Origin of the sequence: Bradyrhizobium sp. SK17 (assembly GCF_002831585.1) — a bacterium.
Classification (GTDB): domain Bacteria; phylum Pseudomonadota; class Alphaproteobacteria; order Rhizobiales; family Xanthobacteraceae; genus Bradyrhizobium.
Genome location: NZ_CP025113.1, coordinates 6707986 through 6725537, shown reverse-complemented (window position 1 = coordinate 6725537; position 17552 = coordinate 6707986). Strand labels below are relative to the sequence as shown.

Here is a 17552-nt window from a genome sequence, read left to right as displayed (position 1 = left end):
CTAGTTTGCTTGAGTCAAATCCCAACCCCTCACGATCCGCAACTCTACGGGGAACATCTCAACAGGCTGTTAGGGAACACGCTGAACGGCGTGCTGCCGAGCTTGCGTCGAATTGAGCTAAATTGTCGGTGGGCGTCAGAGCGTGCGGCTGACGGAGATCGGCGTCATGTTGCGCGGGCCTGGCGTGGCGCGCTGTCCGCTCGCGGTGTAGGTGTTCGGGATGTTGCGGCGCTGCACCTCGGCATTGACGCCGCGCACGATGCCTTCGGAGACCGCGTGCGCGGTCGCGAGCACCGTCAGGTTGACTTGCAGCATGGCGCGGAACGTCTCGTGATGCCGCCGCAGCGTCGCGAGCAGTTCGGGATCGGTCTGCGTCAGCATCTTCTGCATCGACTTCAGATGCTCCACCGCGACCATGTAGCGTCGCGACAACTCGGACTTCTGCGCCTCGAGCCGCATGCCCTCGCGGATCTTGCCGGCGCGGACGAATTCGGTTTCCTGTTCGACGACCGCGAGCAGCGCACCCATCACTTCGGTGAGCTCGTTGGCGAGACGCGCGACGTCGGGCGGCGTCGACGTCGCAGGCCGCGCGATCGGGGCTGACGCTGGCCGCTGCTGCTGTGGACGCTGGTTCATCGCGCTGCTCCTTGAAACCGGTTAGCTCTTGTTCGCCTGCTGCAAAATCAGCGAGCGGAACACTTCGTTGGAAATGCCGACGCCGCCGGACTTGGCGAAGTTCTTCGAATATTGGTCGGTCAGCATCGAGCGCCACGGGCCGGTGCCGACCGTGTCGCCGTAGGGACCATCGCCCTTCAGGCCGGTGGTCATCTGCGAGAACATCGAGTTCAGGAACATCGATTCGAAATCGGTCGCGGTGGCTTGCGCCTTGGCGAGTTGCTGCGGCGTGACCTTCTTGATCGCGTCCTGCAACACCGGATCGGGGCGGCCCTTGAACATCGGCATCAGCGCCTTGTTCGGCATGCTGCCGGACGTGCTGTTGATCAGGCTCGTCATCACATCACCTCGATGTCGGCTTCGATCGCGCCGGCGGCCTTGATCGCCTGCAGGATGCTGATCAGGTCGCGTGGACCGATGCCGAGGCCGTTGAGGCCGTCGACCAGCTGCTGCAACGAGACGCCGTCCTTGACCACGGCGAACTTCTTGCCGTCCTCGGTGACCTGCACATTGCTGCGCGGCGTCACCACGGTGCGGCCGCGCGACAGCGGATTGGGCTGGCTGACCTGCGGGCTCTCCGAGATCGTGACGGTGAGGTTGCCTTGCGCCACCGCGACGGTGGCGACGCGGACGTCGCGGCCCATCACGATGATGCCGGAACGCTCGTCGATCACGATCCGCGCGGCCAGATCAGGTTCGACCTGCAACTGCTCGATCTCGGTCAGGAAGGCGACGACGTTGCCCTTGAACTCCGGCGGAATCGAAAGCTGCACGGTGGAGGGATCGAGCGGTTCGGCGGTCTTGACGCCGAGATAGTCGTTGACCGCGGCGGCGATCCGCTTGGCGGTGGTGAAGTCGGCGTTGCGCAGCGCGAGCCGCACATTGGGCAGCCGATTGAGCGCGAATTCGATCTCGCGCTCGATGATGGCGCCGTTGGCGATGCGGCCGACCGTCGGCACGCCGCGCACCACCTTGGCGGCTTCTCCCTCGGCTTGGAAGCCGGAGATCGCGAGCGTGCCTTGCGCCACCGCATAGACATTGCCGTCGGCGCCGAGCAGGGGGGTGACGAGCAGGGTGCCGCCGCGCAGGTCCTTGGCATCGCCGAGCGCGGAGACGGTGACGTCCATCCGCGTGCCCTGGGTGCCGAATGCCGGCAGATTGCCGGTGACCATCACGGCCGCAACGTTGCCGGTGCGGATGGTGGCGCCGCGGATGTTGACGCCCATGCGCTCGAGCATCGCTTGCAGCGATTGCTTGGTGAAGGGGATGTTGTTCAGCGTGTCGCCGGTGCCGTTGAGGCCGACCACCAGGCCGTAGCCGATCAACTGGTTCTGGCGCACGCCCTCGATATTGGCGAGGTCCTTGATCCGCGACGTCGCAGCGGCCGGCATGGCGGAGGCCGCCAGCGCCAGCAACGCGGCGCAGGCCACTCCGAATAAACGTACGATGCGGATGCCGGGCATCCCGATGCTCCCCTCAAACTCACTGTTGGATCACGCGACACTCCCATGACGGCGATCCGCCATTAACCATGCGAGCTGCGTGCCAGTTCGATTTGATTTGGTAATGTATTGATATATTTATCGAAATTGTCTGGCTCGCGTTTGGCTGGGGTTGGCCAGGGAGCGCGAAACTGCCGTGCGGCGGCAGAAATTGCCGGGTCGTTTACGCGCCGTTAACCATAAAACGGCGATGCTCGCGGCATCAGGCCTGCGGGATCACCACGATGCGCATCTACGGACCGAACGGCACCACGCTTGGCACGTCCACCAGCTCCACGCGGCGGACCTCGTCGAGCGGCTTCTCGTTGCCGGATGCGACCACCGCGCAGGAGGAGGTCCGCTCCACCACAGCGCCGAAGGCCGCCACCAGCCTGGACGCGCTGCTCGCGCTACAGGGCGTCGAGGATCCGACCGAACGCCGCAAGCGCTCGGTGGCCCGCGGCAAGGGCGCGCTCGACGTGCTCGATGCGCTCAAACTGGGACTGCTGTCCGGCAATTTCGATTCCTCCACGGTAAACCGGCTGCGCGATGCGGCGGCGAGCCTGAAGGAATCCTCCGGCGATCCCGGCCTCGATGCCGTGCTCGGGGAGATCGAGCTGCGCGTCGAAGTCGAACTCGCCAAGGCCGGCCAATACTAGGCTGTTCTCTCGACTCATCCGCTTCACGCCGCTGGTGCCTTACGCCGCCAGCGCCTTGCGCTGCGCGTCGTAGCGGCGCTGCGCGGCCAGTACCTCCTTCAGATTCTGCTCGGCCCAGTCGCGCAGCGGATCGACCGCTTCGGCCAGCGTCGATCCGAGCGGCGTGATCGAATACTCCACGGTGACCGGAACGGTTGCGATCGCCCGGCGGCGCAGCAGCCCGTCGCGCTCGAGGCTCTTCAACACCTGCGACAGCATCTTCTGCGAAATGCCCTCGATGGCGCGGCGGAGCTGATTGAAGCGCATCGGCTCGCTGCGCAGCAGCAACAGGATCAGCACCGCCCATTTGTCGCCGACCCGGTCGAGGATCTGGCGCGTCGGGCAGTTGGCGGCATAGGCGTCCGGCTTCAGGCTGGAAGCTTTCATCGGTTACTCCGGCGTAATCAGGTGAGACAATGGTGCCTTCTTCACACCTACATCCATTTCGCTATCTAGTCACCATTGGAAACTATTAATCGGAGACTTGAGATGAAGATCGCCATCGCCGGCGCGTCCGGCCAGGCCGGCTCGCGGATCACCGCGGAACTCGCCCGCCGCGGCCACGCCGTCACCGCCATCGCCCGCAACCCGGAGAAGATCGCGAGCCTCCCCAACGTCACTGCCAAGAAGGGCGACGTGAACGATGAGGCGGCGCTGGCCACGCTGTGGGCCGGGCATGACGCCGCGATCAGTTCCGTGCACTTCTCGGTCAGCGATCCCGCGAAGTTGATCGGGGCGGCCAAAAGCTCCGGCGTCGGCCGCTACCTGGTGGTCGGCGGCGCCGGCAGCCTCGAAGTGGCGCCCGGCGTCCGGCTGGTGACCACCCCGAACTTCCCGCCCCAATACAAGGCCGAGGCAACCAAGGGGGTGAGTTTCTCGACCTGTTGCGCGGCGAAAAGGACCTGAATTGGACCTTCCTGTCGCCCTCGGCGTTGTTCGTGGCGGGTGAGCGGACCGGCAAGTTCCGGCTCGGGACCGACCAGCTGCTGACCGCATCGGACGGCAAGAGCTGGATCTCGTTCGAGGACTTCGCAGTTGCACTCGCCGACGAAATCGAGCGTCCGTCCCACCTCCGCCAGCGCTTCACGGTCGGTTACTGAGGGACCGGGAGAAACGCCCGGAGAAGCGCCAAGGCGGCCTCCAAGCAGGGCGGATAAGTTTGCCTGTGCAAGGCCTTGGGGGCGGCCCGGCTTTCGCGGTGGCAGATATTGTCTGTCACATGACGTGGCTATATAAGGCGCCGCGCGGAGGGGTCCTGTTCCCCTCCGCCTCACAGGGACATGGCTGCCTTTGGAAAAGCTGAAGAACTACCGGCCGACTGAAAAAGAGCCTTTCATGAATGAGCGGCAGCGCGACTATTTCCGCGCCAAGCTGCTGGCCTGGAAGGATGAAATCCTCCGCGAATCGAAGGTCACGTTGCAGACGTTGCAGGAAGAGAACGTCAATCATCCCGACCTCGCGGACCGAGCGTCCTCGGAAACCGACCGTGCGATCGAACTGCGTGCCCGCGATCGTCAGCGCAAGCTGATCTCCAAGATCGACGCGGCGCTCCAGCGCATCGAAGACAACACCTACGGCTATTGCGAAGAGACCGGTGAACCGATCTCGCTGAAGCGGCTCGAAGCCCGCCCGATCGCGACGCTGTCGGTGGAGGCGCAGGAACGCCACGAGAAGCGCGAGAAGGTCTATCGCGACGAATAGTGGCGGTTGATCGCCACCAATTGATCCCGGCGCGCACCGGTTGTAGATTCGCGCCGCCATGATGACACGTACTCTCAACATCGCATCGGTGTTCTTCCTGGGCTGATCTCGTTTCCGAGAGGAAACACGCTTCCGCGTGGAAGTGCCGATCGTCCCCGCAAGCCTGGGCTCGCGGGATTCCAGTGAACCGAATGAGCCGGCCAAACTCCGCGCAGCGCGGAGCATCGACGGCTCGTGACAATTTGAGAGACAATCATGACCGACCGACACGACGCGCGCGCGTTGAACGATGCGCAGATCGCGCAATTCATCGAACAGGGCTTTGTCAGGATCGACAACGCTTTTCCGCGGGAACTGGCCGAGCAGGGACGTGCCATCATGTGGCGCGACATCCCCTGTCGCGAGCACGACCCTTCGAGCTGGACATACCCGGTGGTGCGGTTGCCCGGCTATGGCGGCCCGCCGTTCCGGGAAGCGATCAACACGCCGGTGCTGCACCGGGCGTTCGACCAGATCGCAGGGCCACGCCGTTGGCGCCCGCGCGACAACATCGGAACCTTTCCGGTGCGCTTCCCGCATCCGGACGATCCCGGCGATGCCGGCTGGCATGTCGATGTCAGCTTCCCTGGCGACGGTTGCGACCCGAACGAGCGCAGCGACTTCTCGGCATGGCGGGTGAACGTCAACTCGCGCGGCCGGGCGCTGCTGTTGCTGTTCCTGTTCTCCGACGTCGGCGAGCACGACGCGCCGACCCGGATCAGGGTCGGCTCGCATCTGCCGATGGCGCGCTATCTGGCGCCGGCCGGCGAGGCGGGACGCGCGCGCATGAACCTCGAGCAAATGGGCGCCGATTGCGAGATCGCGCTCGCAAGCGGCGAAGCCGGCACGGTCTATCTGTGTCATCCGTTCCTGGTGCATGCCGCGCAGAAGCATCGTGGCATGACGCCGCGCTTCATGGCGCAACCCGCGCTGGCTCCCGGCGAGCCGTACCGGCTCACGCGTGACGACGCGGCTTACGCGCCAGTCGAGATCGCGATCCGGCGGGCGCTCGGCATGGTGTGACGGATGCCGACCTGAAGGCGAGGCGACATTCAGGCCAGTCCGGCCTCGATTGTCGCCTCGCTTGCCGCGCTGCTGCGCCGCGAGCCGTAGGTCTTCGACCACGTCAGCAATTCGCGGAACGCCGGCGTCAGGCCCCACGCCGACTCCGTCAGCTCATAGGCGACTTGCAGCGGCGTCTCGGCGAGCACCTTGCGCGCCACCAGCCCGTCGCGCTGGAGCTCGCGCAGCTGCGCCGTCAGCATGTGCTGGGTGACGGGACTGAGCGCGCGGCGCAGCGCGCCGAACCGCACGCCGCCATGCATCAGCGTGAACAGGATCTCGAGCTTCCACTTGCCGCTGAGCGCATGGATCGCCTGCTTGGAGTCGATCAGCAGGCTGGGATCGGTGGGGCAGCTGTCGCAGTCACCGCTGTCACACACATCGCTGGTACTGTTTTCCATACCGGTCTCGATTTTCATTCTACTTGCTCGAACAGAGATAGTGACCAGATGCGGCCTGTGCAGGGTGGGCAGCGCGATGCCCGAACCCGCCGAACTATGGAAGGGCGACGACATGAGCACGGTGTTGGTCACGGGCGGATCGGGCTTCATCGGCGTACATACGATTTTGCAGCTGCTGGCTGCCGGGCATGACGTGCGCACCACGCTGCGCAATCCGGATCGCAGCGCGGACGTGATCGCGATGCTGCGTCAGGGTGGCGCCGCCGCGCCCGACAAGGTTGGCTTCGTCACCGCCGATCTGCTGCGCGACGACGGCTGGCGCGAGGCGGCTGCGGGGTGCGACTACGTGCTTCATGTTGCATCGCCGCTTGGCTCCCGTGTGCCCGAGGACGAGAACGAGCTGATCGTTCCGGCGCGCCAAGGCACGTTGCGGGTGTTGCGCGCCGCGCGCGATGCCGGCGTCAAGCGCGTCGTCGTCACGTCATCGTTTGCCGCGATCGGTTATGGCCATTCGCCGCAAACAGAGCCGTTCGACGAGACGGTCTGGAGCAATCTCGAAGGGCCCGACGTGCAGGCCTATCCGAAATCCAAGACGCTGGCCGAGCGCGCGGCCTGGGATTTCGTCGCGCGCGAGGGAAACGGTCTGGAGCTCGCCGTGGTCAATCCCACCGCCGTATTCGGCCCGGCACTCGGCCCCGATTTCTCCGAATCGATCGGCATCATCAAGGCGCTGCTCGACGGCGCGATGCCGGCGGTGCCGCGGATCCATTTCGGCCTCGTCGATGTGCGCGACGTCGCCGACCTGCATCTGCGCGCAATGACATCGCCCAACGCCAGGGGCGAGCGGTTCCTGGCGGTCGCCGGCGAGATCATGTCGGTGCAGCAGGTCGGCCGGGTGTTGCGCGAGAAGCTCGGCAGCCAGGCGCGGCGGGTGCCCCGGTTCCAGGTGCCCGACTGGATGATGCGGATCGCCGCACGGCGCAATCCGCTGGCCCGCGCCGCCCTGCCATTGCTGGGCAAGGTGCGGCGTTCCACCAGCGCCAAGGCGCAACGCGTGCTCGGCTGGAAGCCGCGCGGCAATGAGGAGATGATCGTTGCCACCGCCGAAAGCCTGATCGGGCTCGGCCTGGTCAAGGCCTGACGGCATCTCGCGTCCCGTGTGCTTGCCAGATGCGTCTGTGAGTGCTGAATTGCCGCGAGCAGACGGGGGCGCCATCTCGGCGCCGCGATCATCAGGGAGGCTGCGCAGATGGATCGGGTCCTCGCGGCCGCAAAAGCGATCGCCAGCGCGCGCCGCAGTCGCGCGCCGCTCAAGGCACTTTCGAAAGACGTCGTGCCGGGCGACGAGGCCGAAGGCTACCTCGTGCAGCGCGCGTTGCATGATCTGCTGCAAGCCCAGCTCGGCAGTCTCGTCGGCTACAAGATCGGCTGCACCAGCGCGGTGATGCAGGAATATCTCGACATCCCGCACCCCTGTGGCGGTGGCGTGTTCGAGAAGGTCGTGCATGACAGCGGCGTGCGGCTGCCAGCGGCCGATTTCGTCCATGTCGGCGTCGAATGCGAGATCGCGGTGCGGCTGGCGCGCAATCTCGCGCCAGGCGAGGCGCCGTTCACCGCCGAATGGGTCGCCGAGGCGATCGAGGCCTACTATCCAGCGATCGAGATCGTCGACGATCGCTACGTCAAATGGGAGACGCTGGGCGCGCCGACATTGATCGCCGACGACTTCTTCGCGGCCGGCTGCGTGCTCGGCGAGGCGGTGCCGCGGATCACCGCGCCCGATCTGCGCACGGTCGCGGGACGCGCCATCGTCAACGGCAAGGAGGAAGGCCGCGGCACCGGCGCCGATGTGCTGGGTCACCCTCACAACGCGCTGGCCTGGCTCGCCAATCATCTCGCCGCGGAGGGCCGTGGCCTGCATGCCGGCCAGATCGTGCTGACCGGCAGCCTGGTCAAGACGGTGTGGCTGAAGGCGGGCGACACGGTCGTGATGGAGCTCGATGGTCTCGGCAAGGCCGAGGCGACGTTCACCTGAGCATCAGATCGTCGGCCGCTTCGCGTCCGTGACCAGCTCGACCTTGCCGTCGGTCAGTCGATAGACCGCGCCGACAATCCTGAGCTTGCCCTGGTCGACCGCAGCGCCGAGGATCGGTGTCGCCGATTTCAGCTTCGCGACATTGTCGATGACGTTCTGCCGGATCGCGTTGGCGAGCCGGTCGCCCGGCTTGCCCTCGGTCGCCTTCACCGCCGGCGCGATCGCGTTGACCAGCGAGGGCAGGTGACCGGGCAGGGTGGTGTTGTCCTTTAGCGATTTGATCGCGGCATCGACCGCTCCGCAGCGGTCGTGGCCGAGCACCATGAACAGCGGCACGTTGAGCACGGATGATGCGTATTCGAGACTGGCGATGGTCTCGTCGCTGGCGAAATTGCCGGCGACACGGCACACGAACAGATCGCCGCGGCCGGTATCGAACGCATATTCCGGCGCGATGCGGGAATCCGCGCAACTCAGGATGCCGGCGAACGGATTCTGTCCGCCCGCCAGCGCTTCGCGCTCGTGCTTGAAATCATGCCGCTGCGACACGCCTTCGACATAGCGGAGGTTGCCCTTCACCAGCCGGTCGAGCGCCGCGTCCGGCGGCAGCGCGTTCTGCGGCTTCGGCGGCGGCTTTGTCTCTTTGGCGGAAACCGGTGGCATGAAAGCGAGGCTGGCAGCGGTGCAGGCCGCGGCAGCGAGGAAATGGCGTCGGGAGGTTGGGCTGGGAGCTGTGGCGTCGCAGAGCTGGCACATCAAGGTTCTCCGTGAACAAGGACCGCATCCGCGCGATATTTGTAGGTCAGGGGCAATGCCTGCGCAACGACACGCATCGAGCGCCGCGTCCACCCGTGTCGTCCTGGCTTGCGCCTGGGCGACGCCAAGCACACGGTGTCATCACCCGCGAAATGTTTAGCCCGGAGACATGGCTGACACCTGTTCGGAGACATGACTGACAGGTTGGTCGCTGGTCGAGCCGGGCGATGACGGCTGAGGATAGGACGCAGCTTCGTGCCTCACGGCATGATTGCCCGAGCTTGTATTTCGTTTCGCCCTCTCATCGAGGAGGGCGCAGGGAAAGCCGGGGCCGATCGCACCCACTCCGCGATCTAAGACTTGCTCTTTTAAATAACCAATAGGCTATGTGAATGAGGGAGGGCCGGCGGGGTTAAGCTACCGAATGGCATGAAATTCTGGCTGAAATTATACTAGCAAGTTTCCTGTTGACTGATCCATAGCTAGTTGGTTATACGTTTATCCATAACCAACAGGTTATGGATTGCCATGCCGGATGCCCATGATTTGCTGTTTCGAACTCTCGCCGACCCGACCCGCCGGGCGATCTTCGAGCGCCTGTGCCGCGAGGGCGAGCAGACTGTCGGTGCGTTGACGGCGCGGGCGAAGATTTCGCAGCCGGCGGTGTCGAAGCATCTCGGCGTGCTGAAGCAGGCCGGACTGGTACGCGACCGCCATGAGGGCAGGCAGACGCATTACAGCGCGCAACTCGGCGCGCTGGCGCCGCTGATCGACTGGACCAGCCAGATGGCGGGCTTCTGGCAGAACCGGTTCGACCACCTCGAAGATCTCCTCAAAAGGATGGACCAATGAACAAGACCACTCCTGAGACGCGTTCCGCGGTCGTCGAGCGCGAATTTCCTCATCCGCCGGAGAAGCTCTGGCGCGCGTTGACGCAACCGCATCTGATGGAGGAGTGGTTGATGAAAAACGATTTCAAGCCCGTGGTCGGACACAGCTTCAATCTGCGCGGCGAGTGGGGCGGCGTGCTGGATTGCAAGGTGCTCACCGTCGAGCCGCACAAGACGTTGTCCTACACCTGGAACTTCGCGCACGAGGACGCTGCCTACGATCTCGAGAGCGTGGTGGTGTTCACGCTGACGCCGACCGCGCGCGGCACCCATCTTCGCGTCGAACAATCCGGCTTCCAGCCGCATCAGAAGCAGGCCTATGGCGGCGCCCATGCCGGATGGAAGCAGTTCCTCGAGAAGCTCGATCAGCTGGTCGCGCGCGAAGCCTGATCGTCTCTCCCTCGTCATTGCGAGCGAAGCGAAGCAAAGCAATCCATCTCTCTGCATGTGCTGCACGATGGATTGCTTCGTCGCTATCGCTCCTCGCAATGACGATTGTACTCACATCGTCCAACGGGAGTTCACATTGAACTGGAACAACTTGATCCGCCAATCTCACCGCTGGCTGTCGATCGTCTTCACGGTCGCCGTCATCATCAACATCGTCGCAATGATCGCGCAGCTGCAAGCGGCCTGGATCGGCCTGCTGGCGCTGTTCCCGCTGATCCCGATGCTGCTCACTGGCCTGTATCTGTTTGCGTTGCCCTATCTGGCGCCGCGGCGGCGCCAGCATCGCGGATCGACGGCGGTGTCCCAGCTGTGATTGGATGGGCGATCGCACCGGACAGGCGAGAAGCGTGAGGCAGCAATGACGGCATCGGAACAAATCGACCGGATGATCGAAGGGCTCACCGACTGGCGCGGCAAGACGCTCGCCAGCCTGCGCAAGAGCATCCTCGCCGCCGACCCCGGAATCATCGAGGAGTGGAAATGGATGGGCAGCCCGGTGTGGTCGTGCGACGGCATCATCGCGGTCGGCAACGCCCACAAGGGCAAGGTGAAGCTGACTTTCATGTACGGGGCGCAACTGCCGGATCCCGACAAGCTGTTCAACACCGGCTTCGAAGGCAATGTACGGCGTGCGATCGATTTGTTCGAGGGCGACAAGATCAACGGACCTGCGCTGAAGGCCCTCATTCGCGCCGCGATCGAGCTCAACCAGGCCAAGAAGAAGCCGGCCGGGAAAGCGGTGAAGAAGGCTGCGGGCGTTCGTGCGCCGGCAAAGAAGAAAGCGTGAGCGACGCTGGCGTGTGGTCCGCTGATCCGGTCGGGACGAGATGATCAGGACCAGGCTCGCGACACTGTCGGATGCGGAAGCGATCTCCGCGCTGCTGATGGCCGACTCCGGCGATCACGGTGGCATGCTGCTCGGGCAGTGGCCGCGCGAAACGATCGAGACGCGGATATCGAGCGGGCAACCGATCGTCATCGCGACCGACGAAGCCGATCGGTTGCTCGGCGCGCTGCTGACGTCGGAGCAGGATTTTGACGAGGCTCCGCCGGTACGGGCCATGCTGATGGCGTGGCCGGGCGGTCCTGATGCTTACGTGTACGGACCGGTGTGCATCTCCCGCGACGCGCGCGGCCTTGGCGTGCTCGAGGCGTTGTATGCGGAGCTCCGGGCGACGTTTCCGGGCCGCGAGGCCATCCTGTTCGTCAGGGAGGACAATCCTCGCTCGCTGAAGGCGCATCTGCGGCTCGGCATGCGCGAGGTCGCGCACTTTGACCTCGGCGGCAAGGTTTTCGTCGTTCTGAGCGACGGGCCCGAATTCGGGTGATAAGCGTATCGCTGCCGGCAACCTAGGGTTCCGCGAGCGGGAACTCGGACCCCAAGGTAGGAATTCGTCAGAAACAAAATATTTACTATCGGATACATATCCTCGGCGACCTTGCCAGAAGTTGTATCTGATTACCGATGCAATTGAGAGGGCAGCTGCTAACCCTGTGGCTGTGGAGTGAGCGGGTTTCGTGTCGAAGCGCCCGTTGGAATGGCAGTCGCAATGGCAGTCGCAACGCTCAGTCGGTCGGTTGGTCCGTCACGGATCGCTTCGCCGTCGGACACCGAAGTCGCACCGCAGGCCTCTCCGGTCACAGCAGCTGGCGTACCTCGAACCCCGCAACCTCATCAGCGGATCGAGCGGGCTTCATGGCTGGTCGGCATCGCGGCGAGCGGCTTCGCCGGCTTCCTGCTCTGGAAATTTCAGGTCGACGTCGAGCCCGAAAGCCTGACGCTGTTTTCAGGCCTGATGGGGTTTCTGCTTGCCGTCGATATCGTGTACGGCAGATGGCGGTCCGCTCCGGTTCTGTCCAACCTGGCCGCGGCAGTCGCCGTGTTCTTCTGGTCGGCCGCGGCGGCGGCGACGATCAGCCTCGTCGGCCTCAGATACAAATTCCCACTGATCGACGACGGTCTCGCCAAGGCCGATCGCCTCATCGGGATAGATTTGCAGTCGATCATCCCATGGTTTGCGGACCATCCACGGCTGACAGAACTGCTCGCTGTCGCCTATTGCAGCTCCTTCGTGCAGGTGGCCGCGCTGTTCGTCCTCCTGGCGGTGACAAAGCGTTTCGACAAGCTCTGGCAACTGGTATTCGTGTTCGCCCTGACGATCGTTGCGTCGACGACGTTCTCGGTGTTCTGGCCTGCCAAGGGCGCCTTTGTCTATTTCGACCATCCCGTCGCGATCCTCAACGCGCTGCCCGAGCACGCCGGGATCTATCATCTTGCGAAGTTCGAATACTTCCGTAACGCGGCCGCGCCTGAATTGTCGTTGAGCAATCTGCAGGGCGTGGTGACGTTTCCGTCGTTCCACACCTGCCTCGCCCTGATGACGATTTTCGCGACGATCGGCATGCGGTGGCTGTTCGGCATCACCTTGATCTGGAACGTTCTCGTCCTCGTCTCGACGATCCCGATCGGGGGCCATTACGTCATCGATCTCATTTGCGGAGCGCTGCTGTGGCTGGCGGCGATGAAAGTCGAGGCGATGCTCCGCAGATCGTCCATGACCGGGCGCGCAATGCCGATGCCGGAAGCCGCGTCCGCCTAGCCGCGCAATCGGGCGACCCGCAACCCGGTTGCGGCCGCTATGCCTTCGTGTGCACGATCACTGGACCCGCAACCGCCGTGGCCTGCCCGACCAGCAGTGGCCCGAGATTGTCGTCGATCCAGGCCAGCGCGCGGCGGTTGGCTTCCTCGGCACCGGCGTGGTTGTTGAAGACGCTGATCGCGGTGACGGTGTCGTCGCCGGCATAGACGACGTAGTAGGCCATGAAGCCTTCGACGTCGCTGATGATCGGGATCGCGCCTTCCTTGATCCGGCGCGCGAGTTCTTCGGCGGTACCGGTCTTTGCCTTGGCCTGACGGATAGCGGCATACATCGGTCTGCTCCTTCCGGCTGGATCGATCGGGCTGCGCTTGACGCGCATGAGCGATGCTACGCCGGCCAGGGCGCGGACGCTATCGGGAACGGGCGCGGATCAGACGAAGCGCTTGCTCGCCAATGGATTTGGCGCGCGGCGATCGACGGTGAGCCGCGGCAGCCGCGCCAGATCGCCGGATGCCGGCGGGCAGGTTGGTCTTGGCGGAGGCGCAGCATCCGGTAGTTGCAGGAACAGCGTGGCCTCGAACAGCACGCCGGGGGCCTGTTTGGCCGTGCCCATGCACACCGCGCGATTGCCGTTGAACGTGCCCGTCAGCTCTGCCTCGACCTCGTCGCATCCGAACACGGTTGTGAACGGGCCGTCGGCATAGCGGCGCGTCGTCAGGGTCGCCGTGAAGCGATCCTGGTCGAGCTGATAGGAGCCGCCATAGCTGAACATGGCGTCGCCGCCGCTGATCCTGCCGTTTGCGAGCTGGACTATTCCGGTGCCTTCGCCGCGCGGCGTCCGGAACCACGCCGCATATTGACCGTCTCTTTGCATGGCCGTCATACGACCCGAAAACCCTGCGTTGTCTTCTCACTACGTTGCAAGCGTTGGGACTGCCACTGTGCGTTGTCGCGACGGTTAACGAACCCGGAAAGCGATCGCGCGACTTGCGCAAGGCAGCATCTGACTGATGCGCGTCGCTCGTGCGAGTGCACGCGACCGGTCACAAAATGCCACGGCCCTCGCCAGGGGAGCTAGCGAGGGCCGTGTTGGTACACCGCGTCGCGCCTAGGTTCGCGACGAGATGTGGGAGCTCGTGAAAGTCTTAGTCGGGCCTGATCCTCATCGGAAATCTTTCGGGATCATGTGGCTAGAAGGGCAAGAGCACGTCGAGAACCTGCTGGCCGTAGCGCGGCTGTTGCACGTCGGTGATCTGGCCGCGTCCGCCATAGGCGATGCGGGCCTGCGCGATCTTCGAGGAGTCGATGGTGTTGTCGCTCTGGATATCTTCGGGGCGCACGATGCCGGCCACGATCAGTTCGCGGATTTCATAGTTGACGCGGATCTCCTGCTTGCCCTCGACCACGAGATTGCCGTTCGGCAGCACCTGGGTGACGACGGCGGCGACGTTGGTCTGCAACGCTTCCTGGCGGTTCACCGAGCCCTTGCCGTCGCTCGACGCCGAGGAATCGGCGGTGAGCAGGCGGCCGGGCAGGATCTTGTTGGCCTGCGAGATGGTCTGCGAGCCGAGGAAGTTGGTCACGCCGGAATCTTCCGAATTGGTCCGGCTGCGCTGGGTTTCGTTGGCGATCGCGGCCTTGTCGGTGAAGTTCACCGTGATGGTCAGGATGTCGCCGACGCGCGCCGCACGCTGGTCCTTGAAGAAGGCGCGGGAGCCGCTGCGCCACAGCGAGTTCGGGCTGTAGGAGGCGACCTCGGGCTTCGGCATCGGCATCTGCACCGGCTTGTAGCCGGGCTGCGTGGTCGGGTTGTCGATCGAGGACAGCTTCGGCTGTTCGCCGATCTGGGAGAGCCGGTCGATCGAGGAGCAACCGCTGGCGATCGTTCCGAGTGCGACCAGCGCACTGGTCAAAGCGAGGCGGTTGGTACGGTACTGGGACATGAACCTTACTCGGCGTTTGGTGCAACTGAACTCAGCTTGACGGGAGCGGGATTTGACGGGGCGTCGTCGGCGACCGGTGCGGCGCGGGGGGTGGCGACCGAGATCGTCACCTGGCCACGGCCGCTGACGACGCCGGAGATGGTGCGTTTGGTTTGCAGATTCATCACCGAGACGACGTCGCCTTCGGCGCCGCCATCCATCGCCTTGCCGCGGATCGTGAGGTAGAGGCCGCCGTTCTGGTAGATCAGCGTGACGTTCTGGTCACGGGTGACAAGATCGGGCTTGGCGAGGTCGGGAACGCGCAGCGCGCGGCCGGCACCGATCTGGCGGCGGGCCTGCATGCCGACGGCGCTGTCGCGGATCGCAGCGTCGTTGCCGACCTCGGCTTTCGGGCGGCGTTCGACGATCACGTCGGACGCCTTCAGCACGTCGCCGCGCTCGACGCTGCGGGTCAGGATCGCGGCCTCGACGGTCTCGATCGCTGTGCCGGTGAAGCGCAGCTTGAGCGGCGCGCTGCCGGCGTCGTTGCCGATCTCGAAGCTGACGTCGAAGCGCGTGCTGCGCGGGTCGTAGCGCACGGCGACCGGCTGCAAGGTGCCGGTGTTGGTGGCTTCGAGGCGGAGGTCGCCTGGATCGCGGTCGAAGGTCAGGGCGATGTCGGCGGCATTGCCGAGGCCGTGGCGGCGCTCCAGCACCCGTGCCACCTGCTGCTCGATCTCCTTGGCGTCGACCGTGCGCGCCAGCCGCGTGACGGTGATTTCCTTGAGATCGCGGGTGTCGACGCCGATGATCTGGCGGGCGCGCAGGATGTTCAGGACCTGGGCGACCGGCAGCGTGCCGGTGGTGCCGAGATCCGGCGCGCGGTAGATCGCGATCGAGGCGGCGCTGCCGGCATTCTCGACGAGGTCGCCGACCCGCACGATGTCGTCGGCGACGGTGACGCTGGCGCGCAATGTCGGCTGCGCGATGACGCTCTCGCTTTGGCCCTGCACTTGTGCGAGCGAGGGCGTCGCGGAGACTGCTAACAATATGGCGACGAAGAGCGAGCGGGTGATCATCGACATCATCCTCAGCGGAACAGGTTGGAGGTCGATTGCATCATCTGGTCGGCCGCCGAGATGACCTTCGAGTTCATCTCATAGGCGCGTTGGGCTGCGATCAGGTTGGAGATTTCAGACACCACTTCGACGTTGGCCTGCTCGAGGTTGCCCTGCTGCATGTCGCCGTAGCCGTCGGTCGAGGCGATGCCGTCCTGCGGCTGGCCCGACGCCGGCGTTTCCTGGAACAAGTTGTCGCCGATCGGGTTCAGACCGGCCTTGTTGACGAAGCGCGTCAAGCCGATCTGGCCGATCGTGGTCGATGCGGTCTGGCCGGGCAGCGTCACCGAGACCTGGCCCTGCGTGTTGATGGTGAGGCCGGAGGCGTTCTGCGGGATCGTGATCGTCGGCTGCACCGGGTTGCCCTGGGCGTTGACGACGCGGCCCTGGTTGTCCATCTGGAACGAGCCGTCGCGGGTATAGGTGAAAGTGCCGTCCGGCATCAGGATCTTGAAGAAGCCTTCGCCGCGGACCGCGATGTCGAGGTCGTTGCCGGTCGGCGACAGCGTGCCCTGGGTCATCATCCGTGGCGTGCCGACGGTCTTGACGCCACCGCCGAGATCGATGCCCATCGGCAGGATGGTGTTCTGTTGCGACGCCTGCGCACCGACGCGGCGCACATGGTCGTAGATCAGGTCCTGGAACGCGGCGCGTTGCTTCTTGTAGCCCGTGGTTTGCAGGTTCGCGATGTTGTTGGAGATAACCTGGACGCTGAGTTCCTGGGCGGCCATCCCGGTCGCAGCGGTGTAGAGTGCGCGCATGGGTCAGCCTCCGATCAGGTCGGCACGTCGGCGAGCTTCTCGATCGCCGATTTGTGCAGGTCGCTCTGCTGTTGCAGCAGGGTCGCGATTTGGGTGTAGGTCCGCGTGATCTCGAGCATGCGGCTCATCTCGACGACGGAGTTGACGTTGGACTTCTCGACGAAGCCCTGGCGCAGCATCGATCTGGTATCGTTGACCGGCGCCGCGCCTTCGCCCGGCGCGTAGAGGTTGGCGCCTTCCTTGAGCAGGCGCTGCGCCTCCGGGAACGAGACGAGGCGCAGCCTGCCGCGTACCGAATCGATGGTGGAGGTGCCCTCGAGCACGGTGATGTTGCCATCGGCTGCGATGGCGACGTCGTGGTCGGTTTGCTGGAAGGTGATCGGACCCGAGTTGCCGAGCACCTGGAAGCCGTCGGAGGTGACGAGCTGGCCCTGATTGTTGATCTGCAGATTGCCGTCGCGGGTGTAGCGTTCGCCGGCGGGCGTCTGCACCACGAGGAAGCCGCTGCCGTCGATCGCGACGTCGAGCGGGTTCTTGGTCTGCTCGGTCGGTCCCTGCGAATAGTCGCGATAGGTCGCGCGGTCCTGCACAAAGGACACCCGGCGGTCATTGCCCGCGAAATTGTCCTCATGCGCGTTCGAGGAGAGGTACTCCTGGAACAGCGACCGGTCGGCCTTGTAGCCGTTGGTGTTCGCGTTGGCGATGTTGTTGGCAACGACGTCGAGCTGCCGTTCCAGCACCATCTGCTTCGATAGTCCGACCAGAAGCGTATTCTGCATCGGTGGTTCTCCCCTGTGAGGTGATCCGAAGCAGAGGTTCTCCCAAACCCTTACGCCGGACCGTCGGTAACCATTGGGTTCTCCCAAACCCGCCAGTCACGCCGTCCTCTCAGCGAAAGCCGTGCCAACTTGAAATACTGAGATGTTTCAATTGATTAGGTGTTTTTCCGGGCGCCCCAACGGG

The 17552-nt window shown here is 64.5% G+C and carries 23 protein-coding genes and 1 pseudogene; 12 read left to right on the top strand and 12 right to left on the bottom strand.

Translation table 11 applies throughout. The features are described 5' to 3' along the window. Window positions 1-135 precede the first annotated feature (135 nt). Genes CWS35_RS31265 through CWS35_RS31255 form a run of 3 tightly spaced genes read right to left on the bottom strand, consistent with a single transcriptional unit; the run spans window position 136 to window position 2138 of the window. Window positions 136-636: a hypothetical protein gene (locus CWS35_RS31265; RefSeq protein ID WP_024585253.1), complete on the bottom strand. Its 501-nt coding sequence runs from the start codon at window positions 634-636 to the stop codon at window positions 136-138. A gap of 21 nt (window positions 637-657) precedes the next feature. Next, window positions 658-1014: a flagellar assembly peptidoglycan hydrolase FlgJ gene (flgJ, locus tag CWS35_RS31260; RefSeq protein WP_029880298.1), complete on the bottom strand. Its 357-nt coding sequence runs from the start codon at window positions 1012-1014 to the stop codon at window positions 658-660. Then, window positions 1014-2138 (bottom strand): flagellar basal body P-ring protein FlgI, encoded by a 1125-nt coding sequence (locus CWS35_RS31255; RefSeq protein ID WP_100955281.1) that lies wholly within the window; start codon window positions 2136-2138, stop codon window positions 1014-1016. Before CWS35_RS31255 ends, flgJ begins: the two co-directional genes overlap by 1 nt. A gap of 263 nt (window positions 2139-2401) precedes the next feature. On the opposite strand from CWS35_RS31255, the gene CWS35_RS31250 reads away from it, so the two are divergent. After that, on the top strand, window positions 2402-2815 hold the full coding sequence (locus CWS35_RS31250; protein WP_024585256.1) for a flagellar assembly protein FliX: 414 nt from the start codon (window positions 2402-2404) through the stop codon (window positions 2813-2815). A gap of 39 nt (window positions 2816-2854) precedes the next feature. Here CWS35_RS31250 and CWS35_RS31245 read toward each other — a convergent pair whose 3' ends face one another. Continuing rightward, window positions 2855-3241 carry a helix-turn-helix domain-containing protein gene (locus tag CWS35_RS31245; RefSeq protein ID WP_024585257.1) on the bottom strand — a complete coding sequence of 129 codons (387 nt, stop codon included), beginning with the start codon at window positions 3239-3241 and terminating at the stop codon, window positions 2855-2857. A 102-nt stretch (window positions 3242-3343) separates the two neighbouring features. Between CWS35_RS31245 and CWS35_RS31240 the strand changes: the two are divergent. The 3 genes and pseudogenes from CWS35_RS31240 to CWS35_RS31230 all read left to right on the top strand — a co-directional run bounded on the left by CWS35_RS31240 (window position 3344) and on the right by CWS35_RS31230 (window position 5617). Further along, window positions 3344-3954: pseudogene (locus CWS35_RS31240) on the top strand (NAD(P)-dependent oxidoreductase). 235 nt (window positions 3955-4189) lie between these two features. Then, window positions 4190-4555: an RNA polymerase-binding protein DksA gene (dksA, locus tag CWS35_RS31235; protein WP_170991616.1), complete on the top strand. Its 366-nt coding sequence runs from the start codon at window positions 4190-4192 to the stop codon at window positions 4553-4555. A gap of 255 nt (window positions 4556-4810) precedes the next feature. Further along, window positions 4811-5617, top strand: a complete 807-nt coding sequence (locus CWS35_RS31230) for a phytanoyl-CoA dioxygenase (protein ID WP_100955280.1) — start codon at window positions 4811-4813, stop codon at window positions 5615-5617. Between the two features lie 29 nt (window positions 5618-5646). On the opposite strand, the gene CWS35_RS31225 is transcribed toward CWS35_RS31230, so the two are convergent. Further along, window positions 5647-6057 (bottom strand): helix-turn-helix domain-containing protein, encoded by a 411-nt coding sequence (locus tag CWS35_RS31225; protein WP_168226410.1) that lies wholly within the window; start codon window positions 6055-6057, stop codon window positions 5647-5649. Window positions 6058-6169: 112 nt separating this feature from the next. On the opposite strand from CWS35_RS31225, the gene CWS35_RS31220 reads away from it, so the two are divergent. Continuing rightward, entirely contained in the window at window positions 6170-7198 is a 1029-nt protein-coding gene (locus tag CWS35_RS31220; protein ID WP_100956827.1) for an aldehyde reductase, read from the top strand. Between the two features lie 108 nt (window positions 7199-7306). Further along, window positions 7307-8092: a 2-keto-4-pentenoate hydratase gene (locus CWS35_RS31215; RefSeq protein ID WP_100955278.1), complete on the top strand. Its 786-nt coding sequence runs from the start codon at window positions 7307-7309 to the stop codon at window positions 8090-8092. A gap of 3 nt (window positions 8093-8095) precedes the next feature. Here the strand turns inward: CWS35_RS31215 and CWS35_RS31210 are convergent, their stop codons facing one another. Continuing rightward, on the bottom strand, window positions 8096-8848 hold the full coding sequence (locus CWS35_RS31210; protein WP_100955277.1) for a carbonic anhydrase: 753 nt from the start codon (window positions 8846-8848) through the stop codon (window positions 8096-8098). A 528-nt stretch (window positions 8849-9376) separates the two neighbouring features. On the opposite strand from CWS35_RS31210, the gene CWS35_RS31205 reads away from it, so the two are divergent. From CWS35_RS31205 to CWS35_RS31180, 6 genes are all read left to right on the top strand, one after another. Next, entirely contained in the window at window positions 9377-9700 is a 324-nt protein-coding gene (locus CWS35_RS31205; RefSeq protein WP_024585264.1) for a helix-turn-helix transcriptional regulator, read from the top strand. Further along, a complete protein-coding gene (locus CWS35_RS31200) occupies window positions 9697-10128 on the top strand; it encodes an SRPBCC domain-containing protein (protein ID WP_100955276.1) in 432 nt (143 codons plus the stop codon). The genes CWS35_RS31205 and CWS35_RS31200 overlap by 4 nt, the downstream gene beginning before the upstream one ends. A gap of 136 nt (window positions 10129-10264) precedes the next feature. Next, window positions 10265-10501, top strand: a complete 237-nt coding sequence (locus tag CWS35_RS31195) for a hypothetical protein (RefSeq protein WP_024585266.1) — start codon at window positions 10265-10267, stop codon at window positions 10499-10501. Between the two features lie 45 nt (window positions 10502-10546). Beyond that, window positions 10547-10975, top strand: coding sequence for a DUF1801 domain-containing protein (locus CWS35_RS31190; protein ID WP_100955275.1), 429 nt, complete (start codon window positions 10547-10549; stop codon window positions 10973-10975). A gap of 40 nt (window positions 10976-11015) precedes the next feature. Beyond that, the gene (locus CWS35_RS31185; RefSeq protein ID WP_100955274.1) at window positions 11016-11516 is read left to right on the top strand and encodes a GNAT family N-acetyltransferase; all 501 of its coding nucleotides are present in this window, start codon (window positions 11016-11018) and stop codon (window positions 11514-11516) included. Window positions 11517-11738: 222 nt separating this feature from the next. Next, entirely contained in the window at window positions 11739-12788 is a 1050-nt protein-coding gene (locus CWS35_RS31180; RefSeq protein WP_157817291.1) for a phosphatase PAP2 family protein, read from the top strand. Between the two features lie 37 nt (window positions 12789-12825). On the opposite strand, the gene CWS35_RS31175 is transcribed toward CWS35_RS31180, so the two are convergent. The 6 genes from CWS35_RS31175 to flgF form a co-directional block, all read right to left on the bottom strand. Then, window positions 12826-13119, bottom strand: a complete 294-nt coding sequence (locus tag CWS35_RS31175; RefSeq protein WP_021077961.1) for a hypothetical protein — start codon at window positions 13117-13119, stop codon at window positions 12826-12828. Between the two features lie 99 nt (window positions 13120-13218). After that, window positions 13219-13662 carry a hypothetical protein gene (locus tag CWS35_RS31170; RefSeq protein WP_024580970.1) on the bottom strand — a complete coding sequence of 148 codons (444 nt, stop codon included), beginning with the start codon at window positions 13660-13662 and terminating at the stop codon, window positions 13219-13221. A 316-nt stretch (window positions 13663-13978) separates the two neighbouring features. Then, the gene (gene flgH, locus CWS35_RS31165) at window positions 13979-14731 is read right to left on the bottom strand and encodes a flagellar basal body L-ring protein FlgH (protein ID WP_024580969.1); all 753 of its coding nucleotides are present in this window, start codon (window positions 14729-14731) and stop codon (window positions 13979-13981) included. A gap of 5 nt (window positions 14732-14736) precedes the next feature. After that, window positions 14737-15789: a flagellar basal body P-ring formation chaperone FlgA gene (gene flgA, locus CWS35_RS31160; RefSeq protein ID WP_168226409.1), complete on the bottom strand. Its 1053-nt coding sequence runs from the start codon at window positions 15787-15789 to the stop codon at window positions 14737-14739. Window positions 15790-15800: 11 nt separating this feature from the next. After that, window positions 15801-16589 carry a flagellar basal-body rod protein FlgG gene (gene flgG / locus CWS35_RS31155; protein ID WP_024580967.1) on the bottom strand — a complete coding sequence of 263 codons (789 nt, stop codon included), beginning with the start codon at window positions 16587-16589 and terminating at the stop codon, window positions 15801-15803. 14 nt (window positions 16590-16603) lie between these two features. Continuing rightward, window positions 16604-17368 (bottom strand): flagellar basal-body rod protein FlgF, encoded by a 765-nt coding sequence (gene flgF / locus CWS35_RS31150; protein ID WP_100955271.1) that lies wholly within the window; start codon window positions 17366-17368, stop codon window positions 16604-16606. Between the last annotated feature and the right edge of the window lie 184 nt (window positions 17369-17552).

Bases quoted from the DNA above. Each gene is read 5' to 3' on its own strand.
- CWS35_RS31265 (WP_024585253.1), bottom strand. From the start codon at position 636: ATGAACCAGCGTCCACAGCAGCAGCGGCCAGCGTCAGCCCCGATCGCG.
- flgJ (WP_029880298.1), bottom strand. From the start codon at position 1,014: ATGACGAGCCTGATCAACAGCACGTCCGGCAGCATGCCGAACAAGGCG.
- CWS35_RS31255 (WP_100955281.1), bottom strand. From the start codon at position 2,138: ATGCCCGGCATCCGCATCGTACGTTTATTCGGAGTGGCCTGCGCCGCG.
- CWS35_RS31250 (WP_024585256.1), top strand. From the start codon at position 2,402: ATGCGCATCTACGGACCGAACGGCACCACGCTTGGCACGTCCACCAGC.
- CWS35_RS31245 (WP_024585257.1), bottom strand. From the start codon at position 3,241: ATGAAAGCTTCCAGCCTGAAGCCGGACGCCTATGCCGCCAACTGCCCG.
- dksA (WP_170991616.1), top strand. From the start codon at position 4,190: ATGAATGAGCGGCAGCGCGACTATTTCCGCGCCAAGCTGCTGGCCTGG.
- CWS35_RS31230 (WP_100955280.1), top strand. From the start codon at position 4,811: ATGACCGACCGACACGACGCGCGCGCGTTGAACGATGCGCAGATCGCG.
- CWS35_RS31225 (WP_168226410.1), bottom strand. From the start codon at position 6,057: ATGGAAAACAGTACCAGCGATGTGTGTGACAGCGGTGACTGCGACAGC.
- CWS35_RS31220 (WP_100956827.1), top strand. From the start codon at position 6,170: ATGAGCACGGTGTTGGTCACGGGCGGATCGGGCTTCATCGGCGTACAT.
- CWS35_RS31215 (WP_100955278.1), top strand. From the start codon at position 7,307: ATGGATCGGGTCCTCGCGGCCGCAAAAGCGATCGCCAGCGCGCGCCGC.
- CWS35_RS31210 (WP_100955277.1), bottom strand. From the start codon at position 8,848: ATGTGCCAGCTCTGCGACGCCACAGCTCCCAGCCCAACCTCCCGACGC.
- CWS35_RS31205 (WP_024585264.1), top strand. From the start codon at position 9,377: ATGCCGGATGCCCATGATTTGCTGTTTCGAACTCTCGCCGACCCGACC.
- CWS35_RS31200 (WP_100955276.1), top strand. From the start codon at position 9,697: ATGAACAAGACCACTCCTGAGACGCGTTCCGCGGTCGTCGAGCGCGAA.
- CWS35_RS31190 (WP_100955275.1), top strand. From the start codon at position 10,547: ATGACGGCATCGGAACAAATCGACCGGATGATCGAAGGGCTCACCGAC.
- CWS35_RS31185 (WP_100955274.1), top strand. From the start codon at position 11,016: ATGATCAGGACCAGGCTCGCGACACTGTCGGATGCGGAAGCGATCTCC.
- CWS35_RS31180 (WP_157817291.1), top strand. From the start codon at position 11,739: ATGGCAGTCGCAACGCTCAGTCGGTCGGTTGGTCCGTCACGGATCGCT.
- CWS35_RS31175 (WP_021077961.1), bottom strand. From the start codon at position 13,119: ATGTATGCCGCTATCCGTCAGGCCAAGGCAAAGACCGGTACCGCCGAA.
- CWS35_RS31170 (WP_024580970.1), bottom strand. From the start codon at position 13,662: ATGCAAAGAGACGGTCAATATGCGGCGTGGTTCCGGACGCCGCGCGGC.
- flgH (WP_024580969.1), bottom strand. From the start codon at position 14,731: ATGTCCCAGTACCGTACCAACCGCCTCGCTTTGACCAGTGCGCTGGTC.
- flgA (WP_168226409.1), bottom strand. From the start codon at position 15,789: ATGATCACCCGCTCGCTCTTCGTCGCCATATTGTTAGCAGTCTCCGCG.
- flgG (WP_024580967.1), bottom strand. From the start codon at position 16,589: ATGCGCGCACTCTACACCGCTGCGACCGGGATGGCCGCCCAGGAACTC.
- flgF (WP_100955271.1), bottom strand. From the start codon at position 17,368: ATGCAGAATACGCTTCTGGTCGGACTATCGAAGCAGATGGTGCTGGAA.